The sequence below is a fragment of the Streptomyces caeni genome, from assembly GCF_042678285.1.
Lineage (GTDB): Bacteria > Actinomycetota > Actinomycetes > Streptomycetales > Streptomycetaceae > Streptomyces > Streptomyces caeni.
This window is the reverse complement of the sequence record NZ_JBHUDX010000003.1, coordinates 13,703-31,351: the sequence shown is the minus strand read 5'-3', so window position 1 is coordinate 31,351 and position 17,649 is coordinate 13,703. Positions and strand designations below refer to the sequence as shown.

Sequence of the window (17,649 nt, the reverse complement as noted above, 5' to 3'; positions counted from 1 at the left end):
CCCCCCCCCCCCCCCCCGGAACGGCCCGGTCTCCTGGCGCAAGCCCGTCGCCTTCGGGCTCTCTTCCGGGCTGACGCTGAGCGCGGTCGCCTGGGTGACGTCGTACCTGCGCATCGGCGCGCGGCTGCGGAACGTCCTGCTCGTCGTGTTCGCCGCCGACTGCGTCGTGGAGGTGGCCGGGATCACCCTCCAGGCGTGGCGCCACGTGCCCTCGCACCTCAACGGGGGGCGCCGTTCGGCGCCGCGGTCGCGACGAAGCTCGCGCTGGGCGGCGGTGTCCTGGTCGTCGTGCCCTCGGCGTTCACCGCCGCCTTCCGGCACCGGTCCGACGGGCCCCCGGGCACGGCGCCCACGCCGCGCTCCGGGTTCGCGGTCCTGGCCGTCGGGCTGCTGTCGGGGGCCGCGGTGATCACGCGCGGGGTCCTGCTCTCGCGCGCCGGGCACAGCAGGCGGCGTACCACTCCACGGCGCCGCTCAGGCCGCTGCGCGGGGTGGGTGTGCACGCCGTGCTGGTGCTGCCCGCCCTGGCCTGGCTGCTGTCGCGCACTTCCTGGAGCGACACCACGAAGCAGCGGATCGTGTACGGGGCGGTCGGCTGCTACGCGGCCGCCGTGGCCGGCGCCGCGATCCGGGCGGCCCTCACCTGGTGAATCTTGCGGGCGCCTCCTTCATCCGGGAAACAGCCGTCGCAGGCGCGCGGTGAGCCCGCCGGGGGCGCCCGTCCGGTGCCCGTGGACACGGGGGTCGTCCGTGACGTCGTACCGCTTCACGTACGCCCCCAGGAACGCCTGCAGGGTGGCGACCGCGGGGATTGCGATCAGCGCGCCGACCGCGCCGAGAAGCGCGGTGCCCGCGATGACCGACCCGAAAGCGACCGCGGGATGGATGTCCACGGACCTCGCAGTCAGCTTGGGCTGCAGCATGTAGTTCTCGAACTGCTGGTAGACCACCACGAAGACGAGCACCCACACCGCGTACCAGGGCTCCACGGCGAAGGCGATCAGCATCGGCAGCGCGCCCGCGAGGTAGGTGCCGATGGTGGGGATGAACTGCGAGACCAGACCGACCCAGACGGCGAGCACGGGCGCGTACGGGATGCCCAGCGACGCCAGCAGGACGTAGTGCGCCACGCCGGAGATCAGCGCCATCAGACCGCGCGAGTAGAGGTAGCCGCCCGTCTTGTCGACGGCGATCTCCCACGCGCGCAGCACCTCGGCCTGGCGCGCGGGCGGCAGCACGGAGCACAGCGCCCGCCGCAGCCGCGGCCCGTCGGCGGCGAAGTAGAACGAGAACAGCGCGATCGTCAGCAGCCGGAAGAGGCCGCCCAGCACCTGCGCGGAGACGTCGAGGACCCCGGTGGCGCTGTTCTGGACGTACTTCTTGAGCCAGGCGGAGTGGATCAGGCTGTCCTGCACGTCCACCCGCCTGAGGTCGGTGTGGAACGTCGTGTTGATCCAGCTGATGACGGAGTCGAGGTAGTCCGGGAAGCCCTCGGCCATCTTGATGATCTGGCCCGCGAGCATCGAGCTGAGCAGCGTGACGAACCCGGCGGCGACGATCATCAGGCCGAGGAAGACCAGGAAGGTGGCCAGCCCGCGGCGCATGCCGCGGGCTGCCATCCGGCTCACCGCGGGCTCGATGGCCAGGGCCAGGAAGAACGCGATGAGCACGTTGGTCAACAGGCCGGTGAGCTGGTGGAACGCCCAGCTGCCCAGCTGGAACGCGGCGATGAGGGCGAGGGCCAGCACCATGGCGCGCGGCAGCCAGCGCGGCATGCGGGCGCCCGGCACCGCGCGCTCGTCCGCCGGAGGGCGGATGGGCGCTGCGGTGCCGGGCGGCGATTCCTGCCGGGGGACCTGCGAGGTCTCGTCTGTCGGGGCCACGGGGCAAGTCTCGCCCACGTCACCGGATCCGGGGAGCGCCTGGGGACCTTCCCTGCCGTTCAGCGCTTCTCCCGCGGAACGTCGACGGCCGTGCACACGGCCCGCCACACGTCCTTGGCCTCCCAGCCGGCGTCCAGCGCCTCGCGCACCGTGCGCCCGCCGAGCTCCGACATCACGTGATCGCGCGCGAAGGTGTCGGCGTACGCCTCACCGAAGTGATCCGCCATCCGCTGCCAGAAGACCGTCAACCGCATGACCCCAGTATCCCGCCCCTGAGGGTGGGCCGGAGACGGGACGACTTACCGGGAGCCCTTTTCGTCCTACGGTCTGACCCATGGCCGAATCCGGAGCTTCCCCACCCCCCGCCGCGCCCCCCGCGCGCCCCCCGCTCTCCCCGCTCTCCCGCGCCGAGCAGTTCGTCTGGCTCACCGCACGCGTGCTCGAACAGCACCGCTTCGCGTACCACTTCCTGGGCGGCGGCGCCGACCCCGTCGAGACCGCGCTGACCGCCTACCGCACCGAGGACGAGGGGTACGGTCACGCCCTCGAACCCGATCTGCGCGGACCGGTCAGCCAGCCCCTGCACACCGCGCACGCACTGCGTGTCCTGGACTCGATCGGGCGCTGCGGCGGGCAGCGGGTGGAACGCGTGTGCCGCTATCTGACCGCCGTGTCGCTGCCTGACGGCGCCCTGCCGGCGATCCGTCCCGCCCAGCGCGGCTACCCGGCGGCCCCCTTCGTGCCGATCGTCGACGATCCGCCGAGCGACCTTCTCGCGACCGGGCCCGTGGTGGGTCTGCTGCACCGCAACGAGGTGTGGCACGCCTGGCTGTTCCGGGCCACGGACTTCTGCTGGCAGACGGTCGAGTCCCTGGAGACGTCGCATCCGTACGAGATCGAGGCGGCCGTGGCGTTCCTGGACTCGGCGCCCGACCGTCCCCGCGCGGAGGCGGCCGCCGCCCGGCTCGGCCGCCTGGTGCGCGAACAGCGGCTCGCGGTCCTGGATCCGGAGTGCCTCGACGCGTTTCCGGTCGCACCCGGGTACGCGCCGGGCGAGCACCACTTCCCCCACCACTTCGCGCCCACCCCCGGCTCCCTCGCGCGCGCGTGGTTCACCGACGAGGAGATGGCGCGCGCGCTGGACTTCCTCGCGGCCGAGCAGCGCGAGGACGGGGGCTGGCCCATCGGCTGGCGCCGGTGGGCCCCGGGCACGGCCCTGGAGTGCCGCCCCATCGTGACCATCGAGGCGCTGCGCACGCTCCGGGCGTACGGAAGGGCCGTCGGCTGACCCGCACGCCCGCGCGCACCGGCGGTCCCGGGCCGGCCGGCATCCGGCCCGCTCCCCCGGTGCGCAGTACCGGCCGGCCCGGAACTCAGCCCGCCGTCGCGCGCACTCCCGCCGTCACCACCACGGCCGCGGCGACGACGAGCAGGAAGGGAGCGCGCAGGACCAGGGCGACGGTGGCCGCGGCGAGCCCCGCGGCCCTGGCGTCCAGCACCAGGGCGCGGCCGTCGGCGAAGGTCTGCTGGGCCGTGAGGGCGGCCAGGAGGGCCACCGGCAGCAGCGCCGCGAGCCGCTGGACGCGCGCCCGCTCCAGGACCCGGGCGGGCACCAGCAGGCCGATGAGTTTGACGGCGTAGCAGCCGGCCGCGGTGACGCCGATCGCGATCCAGGTGCCCAACGCTCCTCCCCCTGTGGTCAACGGTCCTCCCCCCGGGCGTCACCGTCGGTCGTGCCCGTACCGTGGCCCCGCTCGGCCGCTCCCCTCCGCCGGCCCTCCGCCCAGAGCGCGGCCGGGGCCGCCAGCGCCGCCGCCAGGACGGGCACTCCGGCCGGCAGGGCCGGCAGCAGGCCGAGCCCCAGCACCACGGCGCCGCCTGCCGCGGCCCGCTCCGTGGCCGTCTTCAGCATCGGCGCGAGCAGCGCCAGGAAGACCGCGGGACCGGCGGCGTCCAGACCCCAGGCGTCGGTGTCTCCGGCGGCCTGCGCGCCGACGGCCCCCAGGAGCGTGGTCAGGTTCCACAGCACGTAGAGGGAGAGTCCGGTGACGGTGAAGCCGATGCGGACACTGCGCCGTGCGGGCTGGGCGAGCGCGACGGCGGCGGTCTCGTCGATGACCCACTGCGCGGCCAGGGGCCGTACCGCACGCGGAAGGGCCAGCACCTGCGACAGACGCAGCCCGTAGAACGCGTTCCGCACGCCCAGGAAGAAGGCGCCCGCGGCCGCGGTGAACGGATTGCCCCCGGCCGCGAGGGCGCCCACGAGGGCGAACTGTGAGGCGCCGGTGAACACCAGGAGGCTGAGCGCGCAGGTCTGCAGGAGGGTGAGCCCGCTGCCGGCCGAGGTCACCCCGAAGGCGATGCCGGACAGCCCCACGGCGCCCCCGACTCCGAGGGCGTCCCGGACGACGGCGGCGTCCGGCTTTCCGCCGTCGTCCCCGCGTATGTCAGTGAGAGCGGTCTGTTCTGCCACGCCCCGGACGGTACGGGCGTCCGCCCCCGCGCGTCTTGTACGTTCTTGCACCGCGGGGCGCGCGCACCATCGCTCAGGCGCTCGCGCCGGTACGCCCCCGGAGGCACGCCCACGATGCGGGTGAAGTGGCGGTTGAGGTGCGGCTGGTCGGTGAAGCCGACCGTGACGGCCGCCTCGGCGGGCGCGGTGCCGGCGTCCAGGAGGCGCCGGGCCCGGCGGACGCGGGCGTCGGTCAGCCAGGTGTGCGGCGGCATGCCGTAGGCCTCGCGGAAGGCCCGCAGCAGGGCGAAGGGACTGGTGCCGAGCTCGGCGGCGAGCCGTTCCAGCGTCGGAGGGCAGGCCATGCTCCCCTCGAGCACGGCACGCGCGCGTGCGGCCACGCGGGCACCGGCGGTGCGCACGGCACGCTGCGGCATCGGCGCGCCGTTGAGCCGCAGCAGCCGGGTCACGGCCACCCGCAGCACGGTGTCGGCGGCGAGCGCGTTGCCCTCGTCCGCGGCCCGGAGCACCTCGTGGACCAGTCCCACGGTGTACGGGTCCTCGAACACGGGGCCGGCGAAGGCGGGGGTGCCGCGGATGACCGTGGTCTCGGCGGCGATCTCGGCCACCAGCTCCGGCGAGGGGTAGACGGCCCCGTACCGCCAGCCCTCGGGTCCGCCGGCCCGGCCCGTGTGCGGGGTGTCGGGGTTGACGAGCGCCAGGGCTCCGGGGCCCGCGTACTGGTCGGCGCCGCCGTGGTGGAAGATCTCGACGCCGTCGGCGATGGCCGCGATCACGAAGTTCTCGTGGGTGTGCCGCACGAAGGTCTTGCGGATGTACCGGGCGCGCAGCAGATCGACGCCGGGCAGTTCCTCGTACCGCCAGTGCCGTGCCCGCTCCCCGGAACCTGTCATGGCCCCATTCTGACCGAAGCCCGGGGCGGCCCGACCCCGCCCGCCACGCCTTCGCCGGACGTCCGCGCAGGTCGGGGGCATTGTCAGTGGGCGGGTGCAGGATGGACGCATGGTCAGCTCCGCACACCGGGCCCTCGACGGCTTCTCACCCGCGACCCGCGGCTGGTTCACGGGGGCGTTCTCCGCGCCCACCGCGGCCCAGGCCGGGGCGTGGCACGCCATCGCCGAGGGCTCGGACGTGCTGGTGGTCGCCCCGACCGGTTCGGGCAAGACGCTGGCCGCGTTCCTCGCCGCGCTCGACCAGCTGGCGTCCGCCCCGCCACCGGCCGACCCCAGGAAGCGCTGCCGCGTGCTGTACGTGTCCCCGCTGAAGGCGCTCGCGGTCGACGTCGAGCGGAACCTGCGCAGTCCGCTCACCGGCATCCGCCACGAGTCGGTCCGGCTCGGCCTGCCCGAGCCGGAGGTGAAGGTGGGCATCCGCTCCGGCGACACCCCGGCCGCCGAGCGCCGCGCCCTGGCGACGCGCCCGCCGGACATCCTCATCACCACCCCTGAATCGCTGTTCCTGATGCTGACGTCCGCCACGCGCGACGCGCTGACGGGCGTGGAGACGGTGATCCTCGACGAGGTGCACGCGGTGGCGGGTACCAAGCGGGGCGCGCATCTGGCACTGTCCCTGGAGCGGCTGGACGAGCTGCTGCCGAAGCCCGCGCGCCGTATCGGCCTGTCCGCCACCGTGCGCCCGGTGGACGAGGTCGCCCGCTTCCTCTCGCCGCGCCGCAGGGTGGAGATCGTCCAGCCCCCGTCCGGCAAGGAGTTCGACCTCTCCGTCGTCGTCCCCGTGGAGGACCTCGGCGAACTGGGCGGTTCCCCGGTGGCCGACGGCACCGAGGGCACGGAGCGCCCGTCCGTCTGGCCCCACGTCGAGGAGCGGATCGCCGACCTGGTGCAGGCCCACCGGTCCACGATCGTGTTCGCCAACTCGCGCCGTCTCGCGGAGCGGCTGTGCAACCGGCTCAACGAGATCGCCTACGAGAGGGCGACCGGCGAGACGCTGGAGGAGCACCACGCCCCCGCGGAGCTGATGGGCGGCTCGGGCTCGGCCCGGGGGGCGCCCCAGGCGCTCGCCCGCGCCCACCACGGTTCCGTCTCCAAGGAGCAGCGCGCGCTTGTGGAGGAGGACCTCAAGGCGGGCCGGCTGCCCGCCGTGGTCGCCACCTCCAGCCTCGAGCTGGGCATCGACATGGGCGCGGTGGACCTCGTCGTCCAGGTCGAGTCGCCGCCGTCCGTGGCCTCCGGGCTGCAGCGCGTGGGCCGCGCGGGGCATCAGGTCGGAGCGGTCTCCACGGGTGTCGTCTTCCCCAAGTACCGCGGTGACCTCGTGCAGGCCGCCGTCGTCACCGAGCGAATGCGCACGGGCGCCATCGAGTCGCTGAAGGTCCCGGCCAACCCACTGGACGTGCTGGCTCAGCAGCTCGTCGCCATGACGGCGCTCGACACCTGGCGGTTCGACGAACTCCTGGCCACGGTCCGGCGGGCGGCGCCCTTCGCCTCGCTCCCGGAGTCGGCGTTCACGGCGGTGCTGGACATGCTCGCCGGCCGCTATCCCTCCGACGCCTTCGCGGAGCTGCGTCCGCGCGTGGTGTGGGACCGGGTCGCGGGCACGATCACCGGCCGGCCCGGCGCCCAGCGCCTCGCCGTCACCTCCGGGGGCACGATCCCGGACCGCGGGCTGTTCGGGGTCTTTCTCGCCGGTGCCGACCCGAAGAAGGGCGGCGGCCGGGTCGGCGAGCTGGACGAGGAGATGGTGTACGAGTCCCGGGTCGGGGACGTCTTCACGCTCGGCACGAGCTCCTGGCGGATCGAGGACATCACACGGGACCGTGTCCTGGTCTCCCCCGCGCCCGGCGTGCCCGGCCGGCTGCCCTTCTGGAAGGGCGACCAGCTGGGCCGCCCGCTGGAGCTGGGGCGCGCGGTGGGCGCGTTCCTGCGCGAGGTGGGCTCGCTGGACCGGCAGGACGCGCGGCTGAGGCTGCTGGCCGCGGGGCTGGACGCCTGGGCCGCGGACAACGTGCTGACGTACCTGGGGGAGCAGCGCGAGGCGTGCGGCCACGTCCCGGACGACCGCACCATCGTGGTCGAGCGCTTCCGCGACGAGCTGGGCGACTGGCGGGTCGTGGTGCATTCCCCGTTCGGCGCCCAGGTGCATGCCCCGTGGGCGCTCGCGCTGGGCGCGCGGCTCGCGGAGCGGTACGGCATGGACGCCCAGGTCATGCATGCCGACGACGGCATCGTGCTGCGCCTGCCGGACGCCGATCTGATGGGCCTGGACCTGCTCGACCAGGAGCCGGTGTCGGCGGGCGCATCCCTGGGCGCGGCGGCGGGCGCCGAACAGCCGCCCGTCGGCGCCGCGGACGTCGTCTTCGACAAGGGCGAGGTCGGCCAGATCGTCACCGACCAGGTCGGTGGCTCGGCGCTGTTCGCGTCCCGGTTCCGTGAGTGCGCGGCCCGCGCGCTGCTGCTGCCGCGCCGCACACCCGGCAAGCGCACCCCGCTGTGGCAGCAGCGCCAGCGCGCGGCGCAGCTGCTGCAGGTGGCGAGCGAGTTCGGCTCGTTCCCGATCGTCCTGGAGGCCGTCCGGGAATGCCTGCAGGACGTGTTCGACGTCCCGGGGCTCGCCGAGCTGATGGGCGACATCGAGTCCCGGACGGTGCGGCTCGTCGAGGTCACCACCCCCGAGCCCTCCCCGTTCGCCCGCTCGCTCCTGTTCGGGTACGTCGCGCAGTTCCTCTACGAGGGGGACTCGCCGCTCGCCGAGCGGCGCGCCGCCGCGCTGTCCCTGGACTCCCGGCTGCTGGCCGAGCTGCTGGGCCAGGCGGAGCTGCGCGAGCTGCTCGACGCCGAGGTCCTCACCGAGCTGGAGCGGGAGCTGCAGTGGCTCACCGAGGACCGGCGCGTCAAGGACGTGGAGGGGGTCGCGGACGTGCTGCGGTTGCTGGGCCCGCTCACCGACGCCGAGCTGGCGGAGCGGGGGGCCGAGCCGCACTGGGCGCGGGAGCTGGCCGCCGCCCGCCGCGCGATCAGGGTCCGTGTCGCGGGTGCCGACCACTGGGCCGCGGTCGAGGACGCGGGGCGGCTGCGGGACGCACTCGGCACGGCGCTGCCGGTGGGCGTCCCGGAGGCGTTCACCGAGCCGGTCAAGGACCCGCTGGGCGACCTCCTCGCACGGTACGCGCGCACGCACGGCCCCTTCACGTCGGTGACCGCGGGCGCGCGGTTCGGGCTCGGCGTGGCCGTCACCGAGGGTGCCCTGCAGCGGCTGGCGGCATCCGGGCGGATCGTCCAGGGGGAGTTCCATCCGGCGGGCATCGGCCAGGAGTGGTGCGATGCGGGGGTGCTGCGCAGACTGCGCCGCCGGTCGCTGGCAGCGCTGCGACACGAACTGGAGCCGGTTCCTCCGGCCGCGCTGGCGCAGTTCCTCCCCCAGTGGCAGCACATCGGCAACGGTCACGGGCTCAGGGGCGTCGACGGCCTGGTGCGCGCCGTCGAACAGCTGCAGGGTGCGTCCGTGCCCGCGTCCGCGCTGGAAAGGCTCGTCCTGCCGTCCCGTGTCTCGAACTACACGCCCGCGATGCTGGACGAGCTCACGGCCGCCGGCGAGGTGGTGTGGGCGGGCGCGGGCGCGCTCCCCGGCAAGGACGGCTGGGTCTCCCTCTACCTGGCGGACACGGCCCCCCTGCTGCTGCCCGCGCCGCACCCCTTGGAGCCCACGGCGCTCCACCAGTCGGTCCTGGACGCCCTCTCGGGGGGATACGGACTGTTCTTCCGCCAGATCGCCGACCAGGTCCGCGCCACGACGGACCCGGACGTCACCGACTCCCAGCTGGCCGACGCCGTCTGGGACCTCGCCTGGTCGGGACGGCTGACGAACGACACGCTCGCACCGATGCGGTCGCTGCTCGGCTCGGGCCGTACCGCCGGTTCCACGGCACACCGCGCCAAGCGTGCCGTCCCCCGCGGGCGGTACGGCTCCCTGACGTCCACCGCCCGCCCCCAGTCCCGTACGGGCCCTCCGACCGTGGCGGGCCGCTGGTCGCTGCTCCCCGCCCGCGAGAGCGATCCCACGGTGCGTGCCCACGCCGTGGCCCGGACGCTGCTGGACCGGCACGGGGTGGTGACGCGTGGCGCGGTGGCCACGGAGGGCGTGGAGGGCGGTTTCTCGGCCACGTACCGCATCCTCTCCGCCTTCGAGGAGAGCGGTCAGGCACGGCGCGGCTATGTGGTCGAGGGACTGGGCGCGGCGCAGTTCGCGATGGACGGCGCGGTGGACAGGCTGCGCGCCGTGGCGAACGCGCGCGAGCGGGGCGAGCCGCTGCCGGGCGCGGGGGCGGGTACGGGGCCCGGCGCGGGAAATCCCTTCACCGGGGACCAGGGGCACCCGTACGCACCGACCGGGGCCCCGGGCACCGGTCATGCCGCGTTCGACGGCCCACAGGACGAGGACGACCTGTTCGGCGCCAGCCCGGCCGATGCCTTCGACCCGGGCCGGGCCCTGCCGGACACGCTGTCTGCCCCCGGTTTCGGAGGTCCGCGGTCCGGTTCGGGCTTCTCCGTCCAGGAACCGGGATCCGGGTCCTCGTACCGAGGCGGCCTCCCGCCGCATCGGACCCGCTCCGGCGGCCCCTCCCGGGTCGTGGTCCTGGCGGCCGCCGACCCGGCGAACGCGTACGGCTCGGCGCTCCCCTGGCCCGAGCCGCCAACGGGTGCCGGGCACAAGCCGGGGCGGAAGGCGGGTTCCCTGGTGGTCCTGGTCGACGGAGAACTGACGCTCTACATGGAGCGCGGCGGCAAGACCCTGCTGGCCTGGCCCTTGGACCCGCAGGCCGCGCCGGCCCAGGACGCCCGCCTGCACACGGCCGCCGACGCCCTCGGCGCTGCCGCCCGGGCCGGTTCCCTCGGCACGATCACGGTGGAGCGCGTCAACGGCGCCTCCGCCCTCTCGTCCCCGTTCGGCATCCTTCTGGAAGGAGCGGGCTTCATCGCGACCCCGCGGGGTCTGCGCATACGCGCCTGAGCCCCGGCGCCCGGCGTGTCACCCTGGACGCATGCCTGAAGGCGACACCGTCCACCAAGCCGCGAAGCGTCTGCACGGGTCGCTCGCGGGCAAGGTGCTGACCCGCTCCGATCTCCGGGTGCCGAAGTACGCCACGGCCGACCTCACCGGCCGTACCGTCCTGGACGTCGCCCCGCGTGGCAAGCACCTCCTCACCCGTATCGAGGGCGGACTCACGCTGCACTCGCACCTCAAGATGGACGGCGCCTGGAAGATCTACGCGGAGGGTCAGCGGTGGAGCGGCGGTCCGGGCCACCAGATCCGGGCGATCCTCGGCACGGCCGACCGCACGGCCGTCGGCTACCGCCTGCCCGTCCTGGAACTGCTCCGCACCGCCGACGAGCGCCGCGCCGTGGGCCACCTCGGCCCCGACCTGCTGGGCCCCGACTGGGACGCCGGTACGGCGTTGGAGAACCTGTTGCGCGACCCCGCCCGGCCCGTCGGTGAGGCCCTCCTCGACCAGCGGAACCTCGCGGGCATCGGCAATGTCTACAAGAGCGAGCTGTGCTTTCTGCTGCAGGTGACCCCGTGGCTGCCCGTCGGCGCCCTCCCCGCCGAGCACACCGCCCGGCTCCCGGCTCTCGCCAAGCGGCTTCTGGAGGCGAACCGCGACCGCCCGGCCCGCAACACCACGGGACGGCGGGAGCAGGACCTCTTCGTGTACGGCCGCGCGCCCCGCCCCTGTCTGCGCTGCGGCGCTCCGGTCCGGGCCGCCGGCCAGGGCGACGGCGCCCGCGAGCGCCCCACCTACTGGTGCCCGTCCTGCCAGCACGGCCCGGCTCCCGCACCGGGGACGGCGGACCACCGCGGTATCCGCCGCCGCACAACCAATTGACGACCCGTCAGAACCCCTCGTACCGTCGCTGTCATGCCCGTCACGGCGTACGACCTCACCGGACGCACCGCATTCGTCACCGGTGCCGCCAGCGGCATCGGCCGCGCCTCGGCCCTGCTGCTCGCGGAGGCCGGCGCGGCCGTGCACTGCGCGGACATCGACGCGCAGGGCCTGTACGCGACGGCGACCCTGATCAAGGACCGGGGCGGTCTGGCGCACACCCACCACCTCGACGTGACCGACCGGACGCAGGTCAGGCAGGCGGTCGGGACCTGCGAGCGCCTCGACGCGATGGCGGCGGTCGCCGGGATCATGCACAGCAGCCCCGTCCTGGAGACGCGGGACGAGGATCTGGACCGCGTGCTGGCCGTCAACTTCAAGGGAGTCCTCCACGCCTGCCAGGAGGCGGCCCGCCGCATGATCGAGGACGGTACGGGCGGCAGCATCGTCACGATGGCGTCCGGCGCCGTCGACACCGGCGGTCCAGGTCTGCTCTGCTACGGCGCGGCCAAGGCGGCCGTGGTCCAGCTGACGAAGACCCTGGCGACCGAGGTGGGACCGCACGGCATCCGGGTCAACGCGGTGGCGCCCGGCTGGACGCGGACGCCGATGACCGATCACCACGGTCAAAGGCAGGCGCAGACGGAGGCGTTCATGGCCCGGCTGTCACCGCTGGGCCGGGTCGGCGAGCCGGAGGACGTCGCCCATGCCGTGCTCCACCTGGCGTCCGACGCCGCGTCCTTCACCACGGGCCAGATCCTCCGCCCGAACGGTGGCGTGGCGATGCCCTGGTGACCCTCCGCCCGGCGCGGAGAGAACGGCGCCCGGGGCCACCACGAGGTGGTGCGGCGCCGGCATCCGGCGCCGCCCGCAGAGCCGCTCGCGGCCGGGGCGGCCGTCCGACCGTTCCCGGGAGTCCCCTGAACACCCCGGGACGCCGTGCCCGCCGGCTCCGCCCGCTTCCCCCCCGTCAGCCCCTCACCCCGGGTGCGCGCCCCTCTCGCGCCCCCTCGCGGCCCGCCACCGCCGCCAGGACTGCCCCCACCGGTCCGACCCGGCCGCCCCCACGGCCCGGGTCTTCGGCACACAGTGCACCGGCAACAGGCTCAGTCCCCACCCCCCGGTCGCGACCGCCCCCTCCAGCACCCCCGCATCGGGTGCCAGCACGAGCCGGAGTACCCCCCACCACCACAGCGCCCCCAGCGCCAGCGCCATCCCCCAGCGCGCCGTGCGCCCCGCCATGGCCGTCACCTCCAACCCGAGGAACCAGACCCTAGACCGCACCGTCACCACCAGGGAGGGCGCACCAGCGGCACACAGGCGCACCGGAACCAGCGCATGCCCACGGCATCCGCCGTACACGGCGCACCCCGCGCGCACCCTCTCCCGCCCGCGGCCACGCCCGGACACCGGCGCACCGGGGCCCCTCATGGCGCCGTGCACTCAGCCGTTCTCCGCCTGGAACATCCAGTGGTGCTTCTCCAGGTCCGCGGTGATCCCGAGGAAGATGTCCTGGCTCACCGGATCCGCCTCGGCGGTCGCGACCACCCGCTCCCGCATGCGCGCGATCACCGAGCCGAGCGCCGCCACCAGCGTGCCCACCGCGTCCGTGTCCTTGACCCATCCCTGGGGCACGGAGCCTATGCCGCTGCCCTGGGCCACGGTCGCGGCGCGCGCGTCGGGCGGGACACCCAGCGCCGAAGCTCGTTCCGCCACCGTGTCGGAGTGCCGGCGCGCGGTGTCGACGACCTCGTCGAGTTGCAGGTGGATGGAGCGGAAGCGGGGCCCGATGACGTTCCAGTGCACCTGCTTCGCCACGAGAGAGAGGTCCACCAGGTCCAGCAGGGCGCCCTGCAGCGCCTCGGAGACCGTCTTGAGGTCCGTGTCGGCCAGCGGGCTCTTCACGACGTACATCGGCTCCTCCGCAATCCTCGTACGGCCCCGAGCCCCCGCCCTTCCACCATGACGGCCCAGGATGGGCGCGGCAAACGGGGGACGGTGCGGCAGAGGGGCCCGGGGGCGCCCGCCGCTCGCGAGGCCGGGGCGCCGGCCGCCCCGGACACGCGAGAGCCCCGGCCGCGCCGCTCCGGGCCTTCCCGGAGTGGCCCCGGCCGGGGCCCTCGCACATGTCGCCGCCTCACCCGCCCACGTGTGCGAGGATCAGGCGGCGACCACGTCCACTGCCTCGGTGGGCGCCTTGATCGTGACCCGCTCCGGTGGGACACCGGTGACGGACACGGAATTGAGCATGGGGCGACGCACCGGTGCGGGCACCGGCTCGGCGGCCGCCGCAGACTGCGCCAGCTCGGCGAGCGCGAGTTCGTCGCTCACTTCCCGCATGAGCTCGGACATCCGTACGTCCAGCGCGTCGCAGATCGCGGAGAGCAGCTCGGAGGACGCCTCCTTCTGCCCCCGCTCCACCTCGGAGAGATAGCCGAGTGAAACCCGGGCGGTCGAGGAGACTTCGCGCAGAGTACGGCCCTGGCGCTGGCGCTGCCGACGCAGCACGTCACCCAGCAGGCGACGGAGCAGAATCATCGGTGGCTCCCTCCTCGGACCGCGAAACCGCATCCTTCACGCCCCACCGTACCGCCTTGCGCCGCGGCCGTGCGGGGAGCGCTGTTGTGTTCACTAAGGGCTGCAAACATCAAGTCCCCCCGTTCTGTTCCGTATCCTGTGCCCGCTCATTCCCGGCCTGTTCGCCCGTAAGCTCTTTCAGGAGCAGTGTGAGTACGCTCCGTACACTCTCCATACGGATTTCCGCACGGTCGCCGTTCAACCGCAGCGAGGCCACTTTTCCGCCGGCGTGTTCGCCGGAAACCCCTTCGAACGGCCCGTCGACGGCCACGAAGACCGTGCCGACCGGCTGCCCGTCCTGCGGTTCGGGCCCGGCCACGCCGGTCGTCGCGAGCCCCCAGTCCGCGCCGAGCGCCATGCGCACACCGGCCGCCATCTGGGCCACGACCTGCGGATCCACCGCTCCGCGCGCGGCCAGCAGGGCGCCGTCGACGCCCAGGACGTCCCGCTTCAGATCGGTGGCGTACGCGGTGACGGAACCGCGGAAGACCTTGGAGGCGCCGGGCACCGCCGTGATCTCCGCGGCCACCAGACCACCGGTCAGCGACTCGGCGACGGCGAGCGTCTCACCCCTCACCATGAGTAGTCGCAGCACGTCGGCGGCCACGGGATTCACCCTTCCGCCTCCTCCACCGCGGCTCGGCGCTCGGCGATTCCGCGCCTGCGCAGCACAATGGCCTGTCTCACATAGTCGAGACCGCTGACGACCGTCAGGACGATCGCCACACCCATCACCCAGAAACGCAGCGTCGCAAGCCACCCCGTCAGCGCCAGGACGTACATGCCGACGGCCACGCCCTGCGTCAGCGTCTTCAGCTTGCCGCCGCGGCTCGCCGGGATGACGCCGTAGCGGATCACCAGGAAGCGCAGCAGGGTGATGCCGAGCTCCCGGCCCAGGATCACCACCGTCACCCACCAGGGCAGGTCACCGAGCGCGGACAGGCAGATCAGCGCCGCGCCCATGATCGCCTTGTCGGCGATGGGGTCGGCGATCTTCCCGAAGTCGGTGACGAGGTTGTACGTGCGGGCCAGATGGCCGTCGAACAGGTCGGTGATCATGGCGATGGCGAAGGCCGCCCAGGCGAGCGCGCGCCACGCGGGGTCGTATCCGCCCCCCGCCAGCATCAGTGCGACGAAGCCCGGCACAAGAAGCAGGCGGAGCATCGTCAGGAGGTTGGCCACGTTCCAGACGCTGGCCTGGTTGACCGCGGCCGCCGTCAGCTTGCCGCCCCGCACCGACCGCGCACCCTCCTCGGCCCGGGCCGCGTCCGCGACGCCGGAGCCGCTCTGGGCGGACGCGCCCTGGGCCGCGGCGCCCGCCGCGGACGCCGCTCCCCGCGCACCGGAGGAGGAGCCGCCCGCCGCGGATGCCGGGATTCCGGTCATCTGCCCGCCTCCTCAGCACACCCGGCCGAACCCGCGAGGGGCTCGGCCACCAGGTCGACACCCTCCGTACCGACCACCTTCGCCTCGGCCATACGGCCGACGGCGAGACCTTCCGCCATGGTGAACAGCACCTGGCCGTCCGTCTCGGGCGCCTGGTGGGCGGCGCGGCCGCAGGCACCCTCCTCCTCGTCCAGGGACTCCACGAGCACGTGCACGGTCTCGCCGACGCGCTCCTCGGCGCGCTGCGACACCAGTTGCTCTGCGAGCCGGGAGACGCGGGCCAGCCGCTCGGCGACGACATCCTCGTCGAGCTTGCCGTCGTACGTCGCCGCTTCCGTTCCCTCCTCGTCGGAGTAGCCGAAGACACCGATCGCGTCCAGCCGGGCACCGTTCAGGAAGCGCTCCAGTTCGGCCAGGTCGGCCTCGCTCTCGCCGGGGAAGCCCACGATGAAGTTGGAGCGCACCCCGGCCTGCGGGACCCTGGCGCGGATGGTGTCCAGCAGTTCCAGGAAGCGGTCGGTGTCGCCGAAGCGCCGCATCGCGCGCAGCACGCCTGGCGCGGAGTGCTGGAAGGACAGGTCGAAGTAGGGCGCCACCTTCGGGGTGGAGGTCAGCACGTCGATCAGCCCGGGGCGCATCTCAGCGGGCTGCAGATAGCTGACGCGGACGCGCTCGATCCCGTCCACCTCGCACAGGTCGGGCAGCAGTGACTCCAGGAGGCGGATGTCGCCCAGGTCCTTGCCGTAGGAGGTGTTGTTCTCGGAGACCAGCATGATCTCCTTGACGCCCTGCTCGGCCAGCCACCGCGTCTCGTTCAGCACGTCGCTCGGGCGGCGTGAGACGAAGGAGCCGCGGAAGGACGGGATGGCGCAGAAGGAGCAGCGCCGGTCGCAGCCGGAGGCGAGCTTCACCGAGGCGACGGGTGAACCGTCGAGCCTGCGGCGCAGGGGCGCACGGGGGCCGGACTGCGGAGCCACGCCCTCCGGCAGGTCGGAGGGCGCGCCGTGCCCCGGGAGGGCCACGTCGGAGACGGACTGCCGCTCCACCGGGCTGACCGGCAGCAGCTTGCGCCGGTCGCGCGGGGTGTGGGAGGCGTGGATGCCGCCAGCCAGGATGGTCCGGAGGCGGTCGGAGATGTCCGCGTAGTCGTCGAAGCCGAGCACGCCGTCCGCCTCGGGGAGGGCCTCGGCGAGCTCCTTGCCGTACCGCTCGGCCATGCAGCCCACCGCCACGACGGCCTGGGTTCTGCCGTGGTCCTTGAGGTCGTTGGCTTCCAGCAGGGCGTCGACCGAGTCCTTCTTCGCGGCCTCGACGAAGCCGCACGTGTTCACGACGGCGACGTCCGCCTCCGCGGCGTCCTCCACGAGTTGCCAGCCGTCCGCCTCCAGACGGCCTGCGAGCTCCTCCGAGTCCACCTCGTTACGGGCGCAGCCAAGGGTGACGAGTGCGACGGTACGGCGTTCAGGCATGGGCTCAAGACTACTTCGTCCCGCTGACGGCCCACGTCGACGGGGTTGGCCGATCTGATCTTGGCCAACCCCGTGTGTCCCTGCCCCTTGAGTACCGCCTGGGCACCTCCGGGTGCCGCGGGCGTCCGTCACCCGGTGACGGGGTCGCCCTTCGTGTAGGTCAGGCGCTCGACCTGACCGGGCTGGAAGTCGTCCTGGATCTTCTTTCCGTTGACGTACAGCTCGATGGCGCCCGCGTCGCCGAGGACGAGGTCGATCTTCTCCTTGTCCTGGAAGGTCTGCGAGTCGCCCTGCCTGAGCAGTCCGTCGAAGAGGGTCCGGCCGTTGTGGTCCTTGGCGGAGATCCAGCTGCGGCCGTCGGTGGCGCTCACCTGGACGGTGACCTTGTCCCGGGGCGCGGCCGCGATGGCGCTGTCGGACGGCTCGGGCTTCTGGCCGGCGGGCTTGCTGCCCTTGGGCGAGGGCGAGGCGGACTTGCCGGTGCTCGGTGTGGAGCCCTTGGCGACCTGTGTCTTCGTGCCGTCCCCGCTGCCGCCGCCGTCGATCAGGGTGAACCCGACGAAGCCGATGACCACGACGATCGCCGCGACCATGGCCGCGGTCCAGTTGGGCCCGCGCCGCTCGGGGCGGATGCGCTCCGCCTCGAAGATCGGGGTCGCCGGGGTCGGGGCGAGCCCTCCGCCGTGCTCGGCGGCGTACTGCTCCAGCAGCGGGGCCGGATCGAGGTGCACCGCCCGCGCGAGCGTGCGGAGGTGACCGCGGGCGTAGACGTCACCGCCGCAGGGGGTGAAGTCGTCGTGTTCGATCGCGTGCACGATGGCGATACGGACCCGGGTGGCGTTGCTGACGTCGTCGACGGTCAGCCCGGCCGCGATGCGCGCCTGTTGCAGAGCGCGGCCGATGGAGGGCCGATCCGACGCACCGGCGCCTTCACGGTCGTCTTCGAACGGACGTGCGTCCTCAGGGGAGTTGCCGTCAGGGGAGTTGCCGATGGACACGGGGGGCGCCTTTCGAGCGTGT

16 protein-coding genes and 1 pseudogene (1 of these 17 running past the window's edge) are annotated in these 17,649 nt (G+C 73.7%); 5 read left to right on the top strand and 12 right to left on the bottom strand.

Going from position 1 to position 17,649, the window contains the following annotated elements:
* Positions 1-650 (top strand): annotated as a pseudogene (locus ACFSL4_RS01090) (hypothetical protein) (it extends 47 nt beyond the left edge of the window).
* A gap of 18 nt (positions 651-668) precedes the next feature.
* On the opposite strand, the gene ACFSL4_RS01085 reads toward ACFSL4_RS01090, so the two are convergent.
* Both ACFSL4_RS01085 and ACFSL4_RS01080 read right to left on the bottom strand, forming a co-directional pair.
* Positions 669-1,883, bottom strand: a complete 1,215-nt coding sequence (locus ACFSL4_RS01085; RefSeq protein ID WP_381077116.1) for an AI-2E family transporter — start codon at positions 1,881-1,883, stop codon at positions 669-671.
* 59 nt (positions 1,884-1,942) lie between these two features.
* Positions 1,943-2,137, bottom strand: coding sequence for a DUF3046 domain-containing protein (locus tag ACFSL4_RS01080; protein WP_381077113.1), 195 nt, complete (start codon positions 2,135-2,137; stop codon positions 1,943-1,945).
* An 80-nt stretch (positions 2,138-2,217) separates the two neighbouring features.
* Between ACFSL4_RS01080 and ACFSL4_RS01075 the strand changes: the two genes are divergently transcribed.
* Positions 2,218-3,171 carry a hypothetical protein gene (locus ACFSL4_RS01075; RefSeq protein ID WP_381077110.1) on the top strand — a complete coding sequence of 318 codons (954 nt, stop codon included), beginning with the start codon at positions 2,218-2,220 and terminating at the stop codon, positions 3,169-3,171.
* A gap of 85 nt (positions 3,172-3,256) precedes the next feature.
* On the opposite strand, the gene ACFSL4_RS01070 is transcribed toward ACFSL4_RS01075, so the two are convergent.
* Genes ACFSL4_RS01070 through ACFSL4_RS01060 form a run of 3 tightly spaced genes read right to left on the bottom strand, consistent with a single transcriptional unit; the run spans position 3,257 to position 5,249 of the window.
* Complete coding sequence (locus tag ACFSL4_RS01070; RefSeq protein WP_381077107.1) at positions 3,257-3,565, bottom strand: AzlD domain-containing protein; 309 nt, start codon at positions 3,563-3,565, stop codon at positions 3,257-3,259.
* Positions 3,566-3,582: 17 nt separating this feature from the next.
* A complete protein-coding gene (locus tag ACFSL4_RS01065; protein ID WP_381077174.1) occupies positions 3,583-4,329 on the bottom strand; it encodes an AzlC family ABC transporter permease in 747 nt (248 codons plus the stop codon).
* Positions 4,230-5,249, bottom strand: coding sequence for an AraC family transcriptional regulator (locus ACFSL4_RS01060; protein ID WP_381077105.1), 1,020 nt, complete (start codon positions 5,247-5,249; stop codon positions 4,230-4,232). The genes ACFSL4_RS01065 and ACFSL4_RS01060 overlap by 100 nt, the downstream gene beginning before the upstream one ends.
* Positions 5,250-5,358: 109 nt before the next feature.
* Here ACFSL4_RS01060 and ACFSL4_RS01055 point away from each other — a divergent pair, with 109 nt between their 5' ends.
* The 3 genes from ACFSL4_RS01055 to ACFSL4_RS01045 are packed head-to-tail and all read left to right on the top strand — an operon-like array spanning position 5,359 to position 11,992.
* Entirely contained in the window at positions 5,359-10,323 is a 4,965-nt protein-coding gene (locus tag ACFSL4_RS01055) for an ATP-dependent helicase (protein WP_381077102.1), read from the top strand.
* Between the two features lie 31 nt (positions 10,324-10,354).
* Positions 10,355-11,197: an Fpg/Nei family DNA glycosylase gene (locus ACFSL4_RS01050; protein ID WP_381077100.1), complete on the top strand. Its 843-nt coding sequence runs from the start codon at positions 10,355-10,357 to the stop codon at positions 11,195-11,197.
* Between the two features lie 33 nt (positions 11,198-11,230).
* Complete coding sequence (locus ACFSL4_RS01045; RefSeq protein ID WP_381077098.1) at positions 11,231-11,992, top strand: SDR family NAD(P)-dependent oxidoreductase; 762 nt, start codon at positions 11,231-11,233, stop codon at positions 11,990-11,992.
* Between the two features lie 183 nt (positions 11,993-12,175).
* Here the strand turns inward: ACFSL4_RS01045 and ACFSL4_RS01040 are convergent, their stop codons facing one another.
* From ACFSL4_RS01040 to ACFSL4_RS01010, 7 genes are all read right to left on the bottom strand, one after another.
* Complete coding sequence (locus ACFSL4_RS01040; protein ID WP_381077096.1) at positions 12,176-12,439, bottom strand: hypothetical protein; 264 nt, start codon at positions 12,437-12,439, stop codon at positions 12,176-12,178.
* A gap of 201 nt (positions 12,440-12,640) precedes the next feature.
* Positions 12,641-13,111 (bottom strand): Dps family protein, encoded by a 471-nt coding sequence (locus ACFSL4_RS01035; RefSeq protein ID WP_381077093.1) that lies wholly within the window; start codon positions 13,109-13,111, stop codon positions 12,641-12,643.
* Between the two features lie 246 nt (positions 13,112-13,357).
* Positions 13,358-13,735 carry a helix-turn-helix domain-containing protein gene (locus tag ACFSL4_RS01030; RefSeq protein WP_381077091.1) on the bottom strand — a complete coding sequence of 126 codons (378 nt, stop codon included), beginning with the start codon at positions 13,733-13,735 and terminating at the stop codon, positions 13,358-13,360.
* Between the two features lie 109 nt (positions 13,736-13,844).
* Entirely contained in the window at positions 13,845-14,390 is a 546-nt protein-coding gene (locus ACFSL4_RS01025) for a CinA family protein (protein ID WP_381077089.1), read from the bottom strand.
* Positions 14,387-15,160 carry a CDP-diacylglycerol--glycerol-3-phosphate 3-phosphatidyltransferase gene (pgsA, locus tag ACFSL4_RS01020; protein WP_381077087.1) on the bottom strand — a complete coding sequence of 258 codons (774 nt, stop codon included), beginning with the start codon at positions 15,158-15,160 and terminating at the stop codon, positions 14,387-14,389. Before pgsA ends, ACFSL4_RS01025 begins: the two co-directional genes overlap by 4 nt.
* Positions 15,157-16,629, bottom strand: coding sequence for a 30S ribosomal protein S12 methylthiotransferase RimO (rimO, locus tag ACFSL4_RS01015; protein ID WP_381077085.1), 1,473 nt, complete (start codon positions 16,627-16,629; stop codon positions 15,157-15,159). Before rimO ends, pgsA begins: the two co-directional genes overlap by 4 nt.
* A gap of 128 nt (positions 16,630-16,757) precedes the next feature.
* Positions 16,758-17,627 carry a helix-turn-helix domain-containing protein gene (locus ACFSL4_RS01010; protein ID WP_381077082.1) on the bottom strand — a complete coding sequence of 290 codons (870 nt, stop codon included), beginning with the start codon at positions 17,625-17,627 and terminating at the stop codon, positions 16,758-16,760.
* Positions 17,628-17,649 lie beyond the last annotated feature (22 nt).

Bases quoted from the DNA above. Each gene is read 5' to 3' on its own strand.
- ACFSL4_RS01080 (WP_381077113.1), bottom strand. From the start codon at position 2,137: ATGCGGTTGACGGTCTTCTGGCAGCGGATGGCGGATCACTTCGGTGAG.
- ACFSL4_RS01075 (WP_381077110.1), top strand. From the start codon at position 2,218: ATGGCCGAATCCGGAGCTTCCCCACCCCCCGCCGCGCCCCCCGCGCGC.
- ACFSL4_RS01060 (WP_381077105.1), bottom strand. From the start codon at position 5,249: ATGACAGGTTCCGGGGAGCGGGCACGGCACTGGCGGTACGAGGAACTG.
- ACFSL4_RS01055 (WP_381077102.1), top strand. From the start codon at position 5,359: ATGGTCAGCTCCGCACACCGGGCCCTCGACGGCTTCTCACCCGCGACC.
- ACFSL4_RS01050 (WP_381077100.1), top strand. From the start codon at position 10,355: ATGCCTGAAGGCGACACCGTCCACCAAGCCGCGAAGCGTCTGCACGGG.
- ACFSL4_RS01045 (WP_381077098.1), top strand. From the start codon at position 11,231: ATGCCCGTCACGGCGTACGACCTCACCGGACGCACCGCATTCGTCACC.
- ACFSL4_RS01040 (WP_381077096.1), bottom strand. From the start codon at position 12,439: ATGGCGGGGCGCACGGCGCGCTGGGGGATGGCGCTGGCGCTGGGGGCG.
- ACFSL4_RS01035 (WP_381077093.1), bottom strand. From the start codon at position 13,111: ATGTACGTCGTGAAGAGCCCGCTGGCCGACACGGACCTCAAGACGGTC.
- ACFSL4_RS01030 (WP_381077091.1), bottom strand. From the start codon at position 13,735: ATGATTCTGCTCCGTCGCCTGCTGGGTGACGTGCTGCGTCGGCAGCGC.
- pgsA (WP_381077087.1), bottom strand. From the start codon at position 15,160: ATGACCGGAATCCCGGCATCCGCGGCGGGCGGCTCCTCCTCCGGTGCG.
- rimO (WP_381077085.1), bottom strand. From the start codon at position 16,629: ATGCCTGAACGCCGTACCGTCGCACTCGTCACCCTTGGCTGCGCCCGT.